We start from the raw sequence: 15,785 nt of genomic DNA, 5'->3' as shown, positions 1-15,785 counted from the left end.
GATTCAAATTTCTAATAAAAATTCAATGGTATTTACATTATCGGCATAATCGGATAGTTGCGGATTTTGAGTTTCACCAAAATTAACATCATTAGTCATAAATGAATTAGATACAACACATTGTATGTGATCGCTATCCGCTTTAATTTTTTGTTCTAGCTCGTCTATAGTATCATAATATTCGTAGAATAATGTAGCAATAGGAGAGGCGTAGCTTTCGTCTTCTTTTACCATAAGGAAGCCGTTTTCTAACATATCAAATTCACTCATAAGGTATACGGCCTTGTTGTAATCGTAATTATTAGCATATTTAGATTCATTAATAATAGGATGCCATTTGTAAACCGCTTTAAATAAATCTTGAAAATCATAAGCTTTTGGAACAAAAAGTTTTGATACATTTCTACAACCCAATCCGTAGTATCTAAAAATGTCATCAGACAAAAGCTCTAGGTCTGCTGTTGTTTCTTTGCCTGTTAAAACGGCAACAGAATTTCTATTTTTTCTAATAATAGAAGGTTTGTCTTTGAAATAGTATTCAAAATAACGCGCAGTGTTATTGCTACCTGTGGCAATTACGGCATCAAAATTATTTAGCTTATCTTCAGTAAAACTGATTTTACCTTTAAATTCTGGTTCTACAACTTCTAGATATTTTGCTATAAACGGCAATAAATGTTTGTCGTTAGATGATTGTTTAACAAGAACTTCATGTCCAGAAATCAAGACGCATAAAAAATCATGAAAGCCAACTAAAGGTATGTTTCCTGCCATAATAATGGCTACTTTCTTAGGATTTACATTGTTAAAGTGATACTTTTTAATCCAGTCCGTAATGTTGCTTAATTTCAATGCATTAGACCAATTGTTAAACGAATAAGATAGATTGTTGTTAGTAAACCAACCGTTCGATTCTTTTGCTAACTTAATTTGATGCTTAAAGCCTTCAAAAAATAATTCATTAGCTTCAACGTTGTCATTTTTAATAGGCACTTCATTTTGAAATTGATTTAAAAACTGACCTAATTTTGAAAATGCGTTAATTCTTTGTTGTAAATCCATATAAGGTTTGGTTATACGATGTTTTGGCTTTATTTTTGCAATTGCAAATTTACGTAAAGTAAAAAGAAAAAGATAAAATACTATGGCAATAATAATCACAGATGAATGTATAAATTGTGGAGCTTGCGAGCCAGAATGTCCAAATACAGCGATTTATGAAGGTGCAGATGATTGGCGCTACTCAGATGGAACGAGCTTAAAAGGCACTATTGTTTTACCAAATGGTAAAGAGGTAGATGCAGATGAAACGCAAGAACCTATTGATGATGAAGTGTATTATATTGCTCCAGATAAATGTACAGAGTGTATGGGCTTCCATGAAGAGCCACAATGTGCGGCTGTTTGTCCTGTAGATTGTTGTATACCTGATGATGAGCATGTAGAGACCGAAGAAGAGCTTTTAGGAAAACAGCGTTTTATGCATCCTGAAGGTTAATTTCTATACTATAAAATAATAAAAACCCGAAGTCTAAGGCTTCGGGTTTTTTAGTTCTATTTGGTATGCATTATTCCGATTTTAAGCTCGCTAATTCAAAAACTAAATATTGAATAGAGCGCTCCACAGCTTCAGATTGCGTGGTGCTATTTTTGGTATGAAATGATGAGTATAACACACCACCATCGCCATGCGTAAACGTATAAGCTAAATATATGTCTTCTTCAATACCATCATCATAAACTACAGGTCCATATAACCAAGGTAACACGGTATTGTCATCATAAGATGCAACGGGTTGCCAATTATTTAAAAACTGATCTATAATTACAGTATTATCTGTGGTAGAAACATTAAAATTTAAGGTCATCCAATTTAATAAATCAGCATTTAGGACTTCTGCCGTTGTTGCCAGTGATTGTCCTGATCGATGAGGATCTCTAAAAGAAACGTATTCTGTTCCGTTATTAGTAATGTCATCTAAATAAACAAATGCATAATCTGTAGAATACAGCAAGCCACCATTGGCAACAAAATTAGTAAGATTACTGCTTAAGTCTGTTTTGTATTCATTTAAACCACAATTTAAAAATATGATATCATAATTGGCAATTAAGGCTGGTGATTCAATAAAGGTTCCGAATCCAAAATCTACGTTAGGTTCTAAGAGTTCGTTATTTGTAGTTTTACTTAATGTAGTGTTGGCATTGTGATGATGTCCTTGTTGAGCGTTGCTTGGTCTTCCTGCTAAATCATGGCCATCAATAATGTCAAATAATGGTTCTCCTGTTATTGGGTTTGCAAGTCCAATATTATACAAAACAGTCTCTATATTATCATAATAACCCGTAACCACAGCAATATTGGGAAGGTCTGTAATTGCTATAGAGCTTAAATCAATATCAAAAATGTCATCATCCGTTGTTACGGTTGTGCTTAGGGTCGTTGAGAAAAGCCCTTTAGAGATGTTAACTTCATAGTCTCCTGGTGAAACACCTGTTAATGTGAATTTACCTTCACTATCTGTAAGCGTTTCATTTATTATTATATGATCTTCGTATAGGCTTACGTTAGCTTTTGATACAGGATCTGTGCCATTGGGAGCGACAAATTTTCCGCTGATACTAAAATTACCATCATTTTGGTCTTGTTTGTCTTTGGAGCAAGAAGAGGCTAGAAGTAGAACTAAAATTAAAGCGATTGATTTTTTCATTTTCTGAGGTTTTAATGGATTAGTTTTAATGAAGATGAACAAAGCTCAAAATGGTTGCTTAAGTTGTATCTATTTATATAACAGATTTATATAAAAAATCCCTAGTCTGCCAGTTGCATTTTAAACTATTGTCTGTTGATGTGGTCTTTAAGATAAACAAAAAGGGAGTAGGTGATATCATAAAAGAATATCCAACCTTTAAAAATGTAACCAAACCTAAATGACTTGTAAAATAAACCATCATCTTATGACATAAATGAAGTAATCGGTTAAAGAAGACGTAACTTTGCGCTTATAAATTAATGACATATTATTAGTCTTAATTTTAGATTACGGAACAAACAACTCTTATTTAGGAATATCATTATAATGACACAAACAGAATTTTTAGAAAAAAACGTTTTCACGGATTTAAAAAACGTAAATGATGGTTTCGATGGCGAAACGCATTATTTCTCTGAAACGGATTTTGAAACCGTACTCCAACGTGTACAGCACTTTGGCATTGGTGTCTATGGTATGGAGCCTTGGTTAGATGGTAAACCGTTCGATGTTTTAAGTCATGAAGATTTTAAAAAGAAAGCTACAGATCCTAAATGGTACAACAGAGCATTTACAACTTTTAAAAAACGACAAGAAGGTTTAGCGTATGCGGCAACTTATAAGGTATCAAAGAAGCTTTTGGAGCGTGAATAGATTTAATAATTCATTGCTTTATAATTGAATTCCGGAGTCATTGACTTGGGGTTTTTATTCAACGTTTAATTATCTGCTATAAACCCGATAATTTAAATTATCGGATATTAAGACGATAAAGTTGTATATTGGCTAAAAAACCGATATATTTGTTTAAAACCCAGAAAAATGATCGCAGTAATCACAGGAGATATCATCAATTCTAGAGAGATAGAAGCAGAGCGTTGGTTGGCACCTCTAAAAAAAACGCTTAGTTATTATGGTAAAGAACCTAAAAGTTGGGAAATATTTAGAGGTGATAGTTTTCAGCTTTCAATAGCGCCTCAAACGGCATTACTTGCAGCTATACATATTAAAGCAACAGTTAAGCAGCTAAAATCACAAGATGTTAGAATGGCCATTGGTATAGGTGATGAGACCTATGCATCTAGCAAAATAACAGAATCTAATGGGTCTGCATATATGCTGTCTGGTGATTGTTTTGAAGCCCTTAAAAAGCAAACCTTAGCCATAAAAACAACGGACCAAAATTTCAATGATTCTATTAATATTATGCTTAGTTTAGCATTATTAACGGCAAATAACTGGAGTAGTACAGTGGCTAAAGTAATAACAACAACTTTACAACATTCCGATAAAAAACAAGAAGAATTAGCGCAACTGCTCAATAAATCTCAAAGTAGTATTAGTGAAGCGCTAAAAAGAGGAGGATTTGAAGAAATAATGACTATGAACAATTTTTATAAAGCAAAAATCACTCAATAATGATACTTTTATTTGCTAAGTTTTTAATCGCTCATATTGTTGGAGACTTTGTTTTACAGCCAAACAGTTGGGTAAAAGATAAAAAGGATAAAAAACATAAATCAAAATACTTATACGTTCATGGTTTAGTGCATTTTGTGGCATTATTGGTGTTGTTTCAATTCAATTGGTCGTTTATACCTTATTTTATCATCATAGTTATTAGTCATTTAGTCATTGATATTGCTAAAATACATCTCGAAGAAAAAGTTAATACCAGATGGTTGTTTTTTGTAGATCAAATACTTCATATACTAATTATTGGAGCTGTCGTTTATTTTAAAGCGCCTTATAGCTTAGATATTGAAAAATTATATTCAAAAGAAATCTTACTATTACTACTGGCATTACTCTTAATAACGTCTGTATCTTCCATAATTATGAAAATGTTAATGGGAAAGTGGAGTTTAGAAGAAGATAACTCTGAAGACTCATTAGAAAGCGCAGGTAAATACATTGGTATTTTAGAACGTCTATTTGTGTTTAGTTTTATATTACTAAATCAGTGGAGTGCCATTGGGTTGCTTATTGCAGCAAAATCCGTTTTTAGATTTGGTGATTTGTCAAGAGCAAAAGACAGAAAGCTAACTGAATATATGCTTATAGGTACATTAATAAGCTTTGGTATGGCCATATTCATAGGTTTGTTGTATAAATATGCTATGACCTTAGTGTAAAATTAAATTAGAAACAAACACCAAAAACAGAGACAAACCAGTTTAAATAATAAAATCTATGACCTACCAAGATGTTTTTAATGAGTTCTGGGAACACGTAAAAGACAGCATAGAAGCTAAAACCTTTGCAAAATTAACCATGGCAAAAACCATTGGTAAACCCGAATTAAAAAACATTTTCTTAAGACCAATCTATGCAGAAAACGACTTTAAAGTCATCTTAAAGTATAGCTTTAGACCAAGAGAAACCGAAGATATAGAAGAAGAAATGACTTTAGAAGACGCTTTGCCTATTGTAAAGCAGCATTTAAAATCTTCTTTTTTATCTGTATTATTGTTTACTACTGAAAAAGATGTGGTTTTTAAAATGAATAAAAAAGGTGTTGGTAGTATTACCGAGAACTATCCTACTTTTAAAAATGTAACTTAACTATAGTGAAATATAAAATAGATTGCGACATGTTATATTAAATCCTAAGTCTTTGGTTTGGGATTTTTCTTGTTAAATACGTAGTTATACGTATTGATTTTCTGTTTTGAAAAGGGTAACTTAGCTTAACTTTTGATATAAGTCATTGAAACGGAATCATATTATTAAAGTTAGTTACCATAAAATTTAAAAAATGAGAATAACAATCATTTTAATTATTATGACAATTCAAATAGGTTGTAAAAACCGTAATGAGACTAATATTAAGTCTGAAAATTCTGCCATGACTGAATTCACGAAATGCAACTACAATAATGAAGCAATTGCTAACTATCACACTCTAACAAATAAAGCTGAAATGGCAATTTGTGCCGGTGATTTTGAAAAAGCATCCAAAAATTACGCATTGGCATTTAAAGAAATTAAAAAACCTTTTGGTGCTGATGTTTATAATGCTGCACTTTCAAATCAACTCTCTAATAATTTAGATGAAAGAAATTTAAATCTTCAACTACTTATAAATAATTCTGATGATTTAAGTTCGATAAAGCCAATTTTTGTCAACACATATATAGATGAAAACCTTTGGAATTCTTTTATAGAGAAAAGAACGACTGATTATGACTCGAGTTTAAGAAGTGAATTTAAATCAATTTATGAAAGAGATCAAATGTTCAGACCAATGTATGACACTCATAATGACACTATTCAAGCTAATCGATTATTAAATATGAACAGGATACTTTCATTAACGGATTCTCTTGGCTTCCCTTCTCAGATAGAGCTCGGTTTTAGAAGATCCTTAAGAGGGCAAAATCATGATGTGGTTTTAGTTCATACATCTCAAAGAAGAAGCAGCAATAAAAACATAATTGATCTTGAACCAATTTTTTGCAAGGCAGTAAATGAGGGACGATTTGATCCTGAACAGGCAATCTCTTACCTGAATTTCCAAAATGATAAAGATAAAGGTAATTTTGAGGTTTACTCAACTTGGCAATATAGACATCACTTGTTGCCGGATTCTCTCAATAACCAAATATGGCTTCCAAATTTGAATCAAGAAAAATATGAGAGTGCTAATGAAACAAGAAAAAAATGGAATGCTGATCAATTAGATGAAATTGCAATAAAATCTGATTTTATTTCAAGAAGCTACATACCGTTCATATTTACATCAGTTAAGGTATTCGTAGAAAACATGTCAATAAATCTTACTTTGGAAGAGGCTTTAAAACAATATAAAATGAGTACTTCAGATAAAAGACCATTTGAAAAGTCAAAAATACGTTGACTAACAATGTATATAAAACATAGCTATTATAGGATTTTCGAGAGGTTTATGTGTATTTACGAAGACCGCCAAATTTTTAAATTTGGCTCGTGTATAATCCGAAACGAAAGTGTTTTTTAACACGCTAAGTTTCATATACGGAGACTATAAGCACAATCCAAAAATCGCCTTTCAATTATTCCTAAATCTTTTAAATAACGATTATACTACATGTCTATTGAAGAACCTATGTTTTAATAAAAAATATTACAAAATTTAGTTTCACTTCAGGAACCACTTCTTTACGTTATAAATATTCTTTCATTTCGTTTTTAAGAACTTTATAATGAAAAAAATCATGTACTTTTGCAAACGCAAAAATAATATCACATGAAAGCTGGAATTGTAGGATTACCAAACGTAGGAAAGTCAACCTTATTTAACTGTTTATCTAACGCAAAAGCGCAAAGTGCCAACTTTCCGTTTTGTACTATTGAACCAAATATTGGTGTGGTGAATGTACCAGATCCAAGGTTACAAAAGTTAGAAGAATTGGTAAAACCTGAACGCGTCTTGCCTGCAACTGTAGAGATTGTAGATATTGCTGGTTTGGTAAAAGGGGCTTCTAAAGGTGAAGGTTTAGGAAACCAATTCTTAGCTAATATTAGAGAAACCGATGCTATTTTGCATGTGTTACGTTGTTTTGATAATGAAAATATTGTACATGTTGATGGTTCTGTAGATCCTATTAGAGATAAGGAAACTATCGATATGGAATTGCAGCTTAAAGACTTAGAAACAGCTGAAAAAAAATTAGATAAAGTAAAGCGAGCGGCTAAAACAGGAAATAAAGAAGCACAGAAAGAAGAAGCTGTACTTTTAAAAATAAAAGAAAATATTGAAGCTGGTATTTCGGTTAGAGCGATTGAGTTTTCTGAAGAAGATTACGAAGATTACGTAAAACCTGCTCAGTTTATTACAGACAAACCCGTAATGTATGTTTGTAATGTAGATGAAGGTGCTGCAACTACAGGTAATGCTTACGTAGAAAAAGTAAGAGATGCTGTAAAAAATGAGAACGCAGAAGTTTTAGTGTTGGCTGTTGGTACAGAAGCAGATATTAATGAGTTAGACGACTACGAAGAACGCCAAATGTTCTTAGCAGATATAGGATTAGAAGAACCAGGTTCCGCAAAGTTAATCCGTTCGGCTTATAAACTTTTAAATCAGCAAACGTATTTCACAGCTGGTGTAAAGGAAGTAAGAGCTTGGACTGTTAATGTAGGAGCAACAGGTCCACAAGCGGCAGGTGTTATTCATACCGATTTTGAAAAAGGATTCATTAGAGCAGAAGTTATTGCTTACGATGATTACGTAGAATACGGAAGTGAAGCCAAAGTAAAAGAAGCTGGAAAAATGCGCGTAGAAGGGAAGAATTACATTGTAAAAGATGGTGATGTAATGCATTTCTTATTTAATGTGTAATTAGCTTTTGGTTTTTGCTATTAACTAAGCTTGTTTGCCTTTAGGTAGATTATTGGTTAATGTTGGTTGGTCTGGTTGAGTGCAATCGAAACTTTTTTGGCTTTTAATTATAGAAACTCAACTCATCATTCGGTTTAGGTTGCTATTTTTGATGAATTAAATGATACCAAATGCCAACTATAGAAATCAAAACACTCATTAAAGCAGACATAAAAACGTGCTTCGATTTAGCGCGTAATATTGATTTTCATAAGGCGTCAATGACGCATTCTAAAGAGCGTGCTATTGCAGGCAAAACTTCAGGTTTAATAGCATTGGGTGAATCAGTAACTTGGGAAGCCAAACATTTTGGTATAAGGCAGCAGCTTACGTCAAAAATCACAGCATTTGAGAGTCCAACTTACTTTGTAGACGAAATGGTTTCTGGTGCGTTTAAAAGTTTCAAACACGAACATATATTTTCAACTCAAGAAGATAAAACCTTAATGGTAGATGTGTTTCAGTTTCAATCACCTTTTGGTATTCTAGGGAAATTAGCAAATGGGTTGTTTCTAACACGCTATATGACAAATTTACTGACCCAAAGAAATCAATATTTAAAATCAATAGCCGAATCTTAAATTAAGGTTGAACATCGTAATAGGCGAGCATATGGTTTTAAGTTGTAAGCCTTCCTTTTTAATTTCATATCATGAATTCTAAACCATCCTTCGTTTATGGCCTATTGTTAGGAGTTTTAGGCATTGTGCTATTTTCCTCAAAAGCCGTAATGGTAAAATTGGCATATCGCTATAATATTGATGCATTGAGTATGCTATTGCTTAGAATGTTGTTTGCATTTCCGTTTTATGTGGTTATTGCTTACATCTATAGAAACGAAAAACAAGAAATCACCAAACGTAAAGATTATCTATGGTTAGTGTTTTTTGGATTTGTTGGGTATTATCTCGCTAGTTATTTCGACTTTGTTGGTTTAACTTATATCAAGGCAAGTTTAGAACGTATAATATTGTTTATTTACCCTACGATTGTGTTGCTTTTTAATAAGTTATTCTTAAAAAAAGCGATTACTAAACTTCAGAAATTAGCTATTTTAATCACATACGTTGGTATTGTAATTACCTTTGGTAGTGAGGTTTCAATATCAGGTTCAGATACTTATTTAGGTGGTTTCTTTGTGTTGCTTAGTGCAGTGACATACGCCTCGTATTTAGTTGGTAGTGGTTGGTTGATTCCTAAATTTGGCGTCATGCGTTTTACGGCATTTGCAATGCTTGTGTCTTGTTTGTGTGTGTTTGTTCATTATGGTGTATTCTCTAGAGTAGATCTACTAAATTACCCTTGGCAAGTGTATGCACTTGGATTGGCAATTGCAGTATTTGCAACCGTTATTCCATCGTTTTTGGTGTCAATTTCTATTAAATTAATTAATTCTTCAAATTTTGCAGTGGTTGCAGGAGTCGGACCAATTTCAACCATAATTTTAGCCGTTATGTTCTTAAATGAAAGCTTAACTATGCTTCAAGTGGTTGGAACTTTAGTGGTTATTTCTGGAATTCTACTAATCTCAAAACAGAAAGAAAATTAAGATTTTTAGGCTATTTTAATCATTTTATAGAAAAAATTGAAGCAAAGTCAATGTTCTCAACATTTTCAATATCGTATTGTTAATTACTTTAGCGATTCCGTATTTTATTTTTTAAGCTATAGTATTATATTAGCGTTCCATCTTAAATTTTACCTATCTCTATGTCAGAACAGTCTAACTATACCGAAGATAATATACGCTCACTCGATTGGAAAGAACACATCCGAATGCGACCAGGTATGTATATCGGAAAGTTAGGTGATGGATCTTCTCCAGATGATGGTATATATATTCTTTTAAAAGAAGTTTTAGACAACTCTATTGATGAGTTTGTTATGGGAGCTGGTAAAACCATTGAGATTTCTATACAAGGCGAACGCGTAATTGTGAGAGATTATGGTCGTGGAATTCCGTTAGGGAAAGTTGTGGATGTGGTTTCTAAAATGAATACTGGAGGAAAGTATGATTCTAAAGCCTTTAAAAAATCTGTTGGTTTAAATGGTGTTGGTACAAAAGCTGTAAATGCCTTATCATCTTATTTTAGAGTAGAATCTACACGAGATAGTAAATCGGCTTCAGCAGAATTTGAGCAAGGAAATTTAACAAATCAGGAGCTCTTAGAAGAAACGAGTAGACGAAAAGGTACTAAAGTGAGTTTCATTCCTGATGAAATCATTTTCAAAAATTATAAGTATCGCAACGAGTATGTTGTGAAGATGCTTAAAAACTATGTGTATTTAAATCCTGGACTAACTATTGTTTATAACGGAGAAAAATATTTTAGTGAAAATGGTTTAAAAGATTTACTATCTGAAAATATTAATGAAGCAGACATGTTGTATCCTATTATTCATTTAAGAGGTGAAGACATTGAAATTGCAATTACCCACAGCAAGACCCAGTATAGTGAAGAGTATCGTTCCTTTGTAAACGGACAAAATACCACACAAGGAGGTACACATTTAGCGGCTTTTAGAGAATCTATTGTAAAAACGGTAAGAGAATTTTACGGTAAAAACTATGAGGCTTCAGATATAAGAAAATCCATTGTCGCAGCGATAGCAATAAAAGTGATGGAGCCTGTTTTTGAGAGTCAGACCAAAACAAAATTAGGCTCTACAGATATGGGAGGCGATTTGCCAACCGTAAGAACCTATATCAATGATTATGTAAAGCGTTATTTAGACAATTTTTTACATAAAAATCCTGATTCTGCTGAGAAAATTCAACGTAAAATTCTTCAAGCAGAACGCGAACGTAAAGAATTATCTGGAATTAGAAAATTAGCCAAGGATCGCGCTAAAAAAGCAAGTTTACATAATAAGAAGTTACGCGATTGCCGTGTACACTTTGGTGACACAAAAAATGAACGAAATCTAGAAACGACACTGTTTATTACAGAGGGCGATTCGGCTTCTGGTAGTATAACTAAATCTCGTGATGTAAATACACAAGCTGTATTTAGTTTAAAAGGAAAGCCTTTAAATTGCTATGGTTTAAGTAAGAAGATTGTTTATGAAAATGAAGAATTTAATTTGCTTCAAGCGGCTTTAAATATAGAAGAATCATTAGAAGATTTGCGATATAACAATGTGGTCATTGCTACTGATGCCGATGTGGATGGTATGCATATTAGGCTATTGTTAATCACTTTCTTTCTACAATTCTTTCCTGAAGTAATAAAAGAAGGCCATTTATATATTTTACAAACGCCTTTGTTTAGAGTAAGAAATAAAAAGGAAACTATTTATTGTTATTCTGAAGACGAAAGAAAAGCAGCCATAGAGAAATTAAAAAACAAACCAGAAATTACCCGATTTAAGGGGTTAGGTGAGATTTCTCCAGATGAATTTGTTCATTTCATAGGTGATGATATTCGTTTAGACCCAGTAATGCTAGATAAAGAAATGTCTATTGAAGAATTATTATCGTTTTACATGGGAAAAAACACACCAACACGTCAAGAATTTATTATTGACAACCTTAAAGTTGAACTTGATGTTGTTGAGGATACATTATGAGAACAGATAATAGAAGTGTCAAAAGCACCATAATTTCCATCTATTTTATATTACTGGTACTTGCTATTTTATTAGCTACGGTTTTTAAATCCTATGATGTATTTAAAGGAAGTTCTCTCTATATAGTCATCGGTTTGGTGGTTGCGGTTGTTATTGTTCATTTTGTAGCAAGTTATTTTGAGTATGATAGTGATGGTACTAAATTGGTTATTACAAATCAAGGCTTAATTCTAACGGACTATGTTAACTATAGAGAGCGCAAAATAGAAATTGCAAAAGATAGAATTGTTGGGTACAAAATAAATAACTTTAAGGTGTATAAAACTTTGGTTGTTTCAAAGAAAAATAAAGATGGTAGTGTTTCGCAAGTACGTTTTAATATTACATTGTTAAAAAACAAAAAGATTAAATACGTAAAGCAGTCTTTGAGAAAAATCATTAAGGAAAATAAAAGTAAACTAGGGTAATGACAGAAGAACATGACGAGTTGTTAAATGAAGATAATGGTAGCCAGGAAACGATTAAGAAGGTTACCGGAATGTATAAAGATTGGTTTTTAGATTATGCTTCATACGTAATCTTAGAGCGTGCTGTACCAGCTATAGAAGATGGTTTTAAGCCAGTGCAACGTCGTATAATGCATTCTATGAAGGATTTAGATGATGGTCGTTATAATAAGGTTGCTAATATTGTAGGTCATACCATGCAATACCATCCACATGGTGATGCTAGTATTGCTGATGCCATGGTGCAAATCGGACAAAAAGATTTGCTAATAGATACTCAAGGAAACTGGGGAAATATATTAACAGGAGATAGAGCAGCCGCTTCGAGATATATAGAAGCGCGATTGTCAAAATTTGCTCTAGATGTCGTTTACAATCCAAAAATTACAGAATGGCAAGCGTCTTATGACGGTAGACGTAAAGAGCCTATAAATTTACCAGTTATGTTTCCTTTGCTCTTAGCACAAGGAGGCGAAGGGATTGCAGTAGGTTTATCGACAAAAATATTACCACATAATTTTATTGAGTTAATTGATGCTTCTGTTAAACATTTAAAGGGAAAACGATTTACCATTTTACCAGATTTTCCTACAGCTGGTATTGCAGATTTTACTAATTATAATGATGGTTTGCGTGGTGGAAAAGTAAGAGTTAGAGCAAAAATATCTCAACGTGATAAAAATACGCTTGTAATTACTGAAATTCCTTTTGGGACAACAACATCGTCATTAATAGATTCTATTTTAAAAGCCAATGATAAAGGAAAAATTAAGATTAAGAAAATTGAAGACAATACAGCTGCAGAAGTTGAAATCTTAATTCACTTACCTTCTGGTTTATCACCAGATAAAACTATTGATGCCTTATATGCATTTACAAATTGCGAAACATCCATTTCGCCATTAGGCTGTGTTATTGAAGATAATAAGCCTTACTTTGTTGGTGTTACAGAAATGTTGCGTCGTTCTACAGATAACACAGTACAGCTGTTAAAGAGCGAATTAGAAATAAAATTAGGGGAATTCCAAGAGCAATGGCATTTTGCTTCATTAGAACGTATTTTTATTGAAAACCGAATCTATCGCGATATCGAAGAAGAAGAGACTTGGGATGGTGTCATTAATGCTATTGACAAAGGGCTTCAGCCACATATAAAACATTTAAAGCGTAAAATAACAGTTGAAGATATTACACGTTTAACTGAGATTAGAATTAAGCGTATTTCTAAATTTGATATTGATAAAGCACAACAAAAGATAGATGCCTTAGAAGATCAAATAGCTGAAGTAAAGCATCACTTAGAGCATCTAATCGACTATGCTATAGCGTATTTCGAGAGATTGAAAAAGGATTATGGAGAAGGTAAGGAGCGTAAAACTGAAATACGAATTTTTGAAGATGTAGATGCGACCAAAGTAATTATAAGAAATACAAAACTCTATGTTAATAGAGAAGAAGGATTCATAGGAACTGCGCTTAAGCGCGATGAATACGTATGTGACTGTAGTGATATTGATGATATTATTGTATTTACCAAAGAGGGTAAAATGATGGTTACTAAAGTAGACTCAAAAACCTTTATCGGAAAAAATATAATTCATGTTGCTGTTTTTAAGAAAAAAGATAAGCGCACAATCTATAATCTAATTTACCGAGATGGTAAAGCAGGTCCATCTTATGTAAAACGCTTTGCTGTAACGAGTATGACAAGAGATCGCGAATATGATTTAACCAATGGAAGCAAAAATTCGCCATTATTATATTTTTCAGCAAATCCTAATGGAGAAGCAGAAGTCGTTACAATATTGCTGAGGCAAGTAGGAGGTATAAAGAAAATGAAGTGGGATTTAGACTTTGCTAATGTTTTAATCAAAGGGAGAACTTCAAAAGGAAATATAGTTACCAAACATCCTGTAAAACGTATAGAACTAAAAGAAAAAGGCGTTTCAACTTTAAAACCGCGTAAGATTTGGTTTGATGATACCGTACAACGTTTAAATGTTGATGGAAGAGGAGAACTTATTGGTGAATTTAGAGGAGAAGATAGACTCTTAGTTATTAATCAATCTGGTGTGGTAAAATGTATAATTCCAGAATTGAGCACTCATTTTGATAGCGATATGATTGTTTTAGAAAAATGGATGCCTAAAAAGCCAATATCGGCAATTTATTACGATGGCGAAAAAGAACGTTACTACGTAAAACGTTTTATTGTGGAGCAAGAAGGTAAGGAAGAATCTTTTATCTCAGATCATAAAGATTCGCAATTAGAAATAGTCTCAACAGATTGGCGCCCAATGGCTGAAGTTGAATTTACAAAGGAGCGTGGTAAAGATCGTAAACCTAATATGGAAGTAAATCTTGAAGAATTTATTTCTATAAAAGGTATTACAGCATTAGGCAACCAACTGACCAAGGATAAAATTAACCAAGTTAATTTGTTGGAGCCTTTACCTTATGATGCGCCAGAAGAAGTACATACCGATGAATTAGAGGTGGTTGATGAAGAGACTGTAATGAATTCTGAAACAGCAGACACTACAAAATCAAATTCTGAATCCTCGTCTACTACAGAAAGTAAAACATCTGATGATAGTGATGACGATGATGATATCGAAATGGATGACAAGGGACAAGTGACCTTGTTTTAATTATGAAACGATTTGTAGTGCTTTAGAAGTTCTAAAGAAAAAGTTTCTGCTCCTTTTTTTGATAGATGCGTTGGGTCTTTCCAAAGCGAATGATCTGCTTTGCCTTTAAATAAATTAGTGTAGTCTATATAGTTTAATTCAAAATCATTCATAACATCAGTCAATCTTTGATTATCTTCAAGACATCTATCATTGTACATAGGAGATGTTATAAATAAAAAGGATTTATTTGGCGTTTTTTCAATGTATGATTTAATAGATTTTAAATAATCCATAGCTACAGAATTCAACTCTGTAACTTTAGAACATTCTTCTTCAATATTAGCTTTAGCCAAAATTGCGTCTCTCATTTTTTCTTGAGATAGACTAACATTTAAAGGGTCGTAACCGTTATATGTTTTGAAATTATAACTTGGTTTAAAATAATTTTTTAAAATACCAATAACATTCCCGTTGTAGTTCATGCTATAATAAATCTGTTGTAGGTCAGAGAGTTTGTTAGATTTATTTAACGCACTTGTAATAACCTCATTTCTATTATATTTTGTTTTTAGTCCTCTAATATCAGAACCATCATAATGTGTGTCAAAAAAGTTTTTTGTATCAATATGAACTATGATAAATTGCTTAGTATTGGCTTTCAAAGTGTTTATTAATGTGCTATTGTAAGCAATTCCAACACCATCAACACCTATATTATAGCTGTTTTTGCTAAACAAGTCTACATCTATATGGTGATTGGCTCTAGAATTACCAAATACTAAAAAATCAGTACTATCTTTTACGGTTAAAAATTGGTTGAGTTTTCCTATGGCTTGTCCGGTCATAACATTATCACTAATTTTATTTAAACCATAAAACATAAGTTTGTCTAAGCCGTAACTGATTACTATAGTCAGAACAACGATTTTCAAAAGTTTTTTTGTTATTTCTGTGTTCATAA

15 protein-coding genes are annotated in these 15,785 nt (G+C 32.4%); 12 read left to right on the top strand and 3 right to left on the bottom strand.

Features of this window, described 5'->3' with window-relative positions; all coding sequences use genetic code 11:
- Window positions 1-3: 3 nt before the first annotated feature.
- Window positions 4-1,062, bottom strand: coding sequence for an acyl-CoA reductase (locus HNV08_RS09010; RefSeq protein ID WP_173280949.1), 1,059 nt, complete (start codon window positions 1,060-1,062; stop codon window positions 4-6).
- A gap of 82 nt (window positions 1,063-1,144) precedes the next feature.
- Here HNV08_RS09010 and HNV08_RS09005 point away from each other — a divergent pair, with 82 nt between their 5' ends.
- Window positions 1,145-1,498: a 4Fe-4S dicluster domain-containing protein gene (locus tag HNV08_RS09005; RefSeq protein WP_173280947.1), complete on the top strand. Its 354-nt coding sequence runs from the start codon at window positions 1,145-1,147 to the stop codon at window positions 1,496-1,498.
- A gap of 70 nt (window positions 1,499-1,568) precedes the next feature.
- Here HNV08_RS09005 and HNV08_RS09000 read toward each other — a convergent pair whose 3' ends face one another.
- Window positions 1,569-2,711, bottom strand: a complete 1,143-nt coding sequence (locus HNV08_RS09000; protein WP_173280945.1) for a carboxypeptidase-like regulatory domain-containing protein — start codon at window positions 2,709-2,711, stop codon at window positions 1,569-1,571.
- Between the two features lie 369 nt (window positions 2,712-3,080).
- Here HNV08_RS09000 and HNV08_RS08995 point away from each other — a divergent pair, with 369 nt between their 5' ends.
- The 11 genes from HNV08_RS08995 to HNV08_RS08945 all read left to right on the top strand — a co-directional run bounded on the left by HNV08_RS08995 (window position 3,081) and on the right by HNV08_RS08945 (window position 14,842).
- Complete coding sequence (locus HNV08_RS08995; RefSeq protein ID WP_173280944.1) at window positions 3,081-3,407, top strand: hypothetical protein; 327 nt, start codon at window positions 3,081-3,083, stop codon at window positions 3,405-3,407.
- Between the two features lie 168 nt (window positions 3,408-3,575).
- Complete coding sequence (locus tag HNV08_RS08990) at window positions 3,576-4,172, top strand: SatD family protein (RefSeq protein WP_173280942.1); 597 nt, start codon at window positions 3,576-3,578, stop codon at window positions 4,170-4,172.
- A complete protein-coding gene (locus HNV08_RS08985) occupies window positions 4,172-4,888 on the top strand; it encodes a DUF3307 domain-containing protein (protein WP_173280941.1) in 717 nt (238 codons plus the stop codon). Before HNV08_RS08990 ends, HNV08_RS08985 begins: the two co-directional genes overlap by 1 nt.
- 58 nt (window positions 4,889-4,946) lie before the next feature.
- Window positions 4,947-5,318, top strand: coding sequence for a hypothetical protein (locus tag HNV08_RS08980; RefSeq protein ID WP_173280939.1), 372 nt, complete (start codon window positions 4,947-4,949; stop codon window positions 5,316-5,318).
- Window positions 5,319-5,511: 193 nt separating this feature from the next.
- Window positions 5,512-6,612, top strand: a complete 1,101-nt coding sequence (locus tag HNV08_RS08975; protein ID WP_173280937.1) for a hypothetical protein — start codon at window positions 5,512-5,514, stop codon at window positions 6,610-6,612.
- A gap of 369 nt (window positions 6,613-6,981) precedes the next feature.
- A complete protein-coding gene (ychF, locus tag HNV08_RS08970; protein ID WP_173280935.1) occupies window positions 6,982-8,076 on the top strand; it encodes a redox-regulated ATPase YchF in 1,095 nt (364 codons plus the stop codon).
- 170 nt (window positions 8,077-8,246) lie between these two features.
- Window positions 8,247-8,696, top strand: a complete 450-nt coding sequence (locus HNV08_RS08965) for an SRPBCC family protein (protein ID WP_173280934.1) — start codon at window positions 8,247-8,249, stop codon at window positions 8,694-8,696.
- Between the two features lie 71 nt (window positions 8,697-8,767).
- The gene (locus tag HNV08_RS08960) at window positions 8,768-9,664 is read left to right on the top strand and encodes a DMT family transporter (RefSeq protein ID WP_173280932.1); all 897 of its coding nucleotides are present in this window, start codon (window positions 8,768-8,770) and stop codon (window positions 9,662-9,664) included.
- Window positions 9,665-9,825: 161 nt separating this feature from the next.
- Window positions 9,826-11,685 (top strand): DNA topoisomerase IV subunit B, encoded by a 1,860-nt coding sequence (locus HNV08_RS08955; protein WP_173280930.1) that lies wholly within the window; start codon window positions 9,826-9,828, stop codon window positions 11,683-11,685.
- Window positions 11,682-12,152, top strand: a complete 471-nt coding sequence (locus tag HNV08_RS08950) for a hypothetical protein (RefSeq protein ID WP_173280929.1) — start codon at window positions 11,682-11,684, stop codon at window positions 12,150-12,152. Before HNV08_RS08955 ends, HNV08_RS08950 begins: the two co-directional genes overlap by 4 nt.
- Window positions 12,152-14,842 (top strand): DNA gyrase/topoisomerase IV subunit A, encoded by a 2,691-nt coding sequence (locus tag HNV08_RS08945; RefSeq protein WP_173280927.1) that lies wholly within the window; start codon window positions 12,152-12,154, stop codon window positions 14,840-14,842. Before HNV08_RS08950 ends, HNV08_RS08945 begins: the two co-directional genes overlap by 1 nt.
- On the opposite strand, the gene HNV08_RS08940 is transcribed toward HNV08_RS08945, so the two are convergent.
- Complete coding sequence (locus tag HNV08_RS08940; protein ID WP_173280925.1) at window positions 14,839-15,783, bottom strand: hypothetical protein; 945 nt, start codon at window positions 15,781-15,783, stop codon at window positions 14,839-14,841. The two genes, HNV08_RS08945 and HNV08_RS08940, sit on opposite strands and share 4 nt — an antisense overlap.
- Between the last annotated feature and the right edge of the window lie 2 nt (window positions 15,784-15,785).

It is taken from the genome of Winogradskyella eckloniae (assembly GCF_013249045.1).
GTDB lineage: Bacteria > Bacteroidota > Bacteroidia > Flavobacteriales > Flavobacteriaceae > Winogradskyella > Winogradskyella eckloniae.
This window is presented reverse-complemented; position numbering and strand designations above follow the sequence as displayed.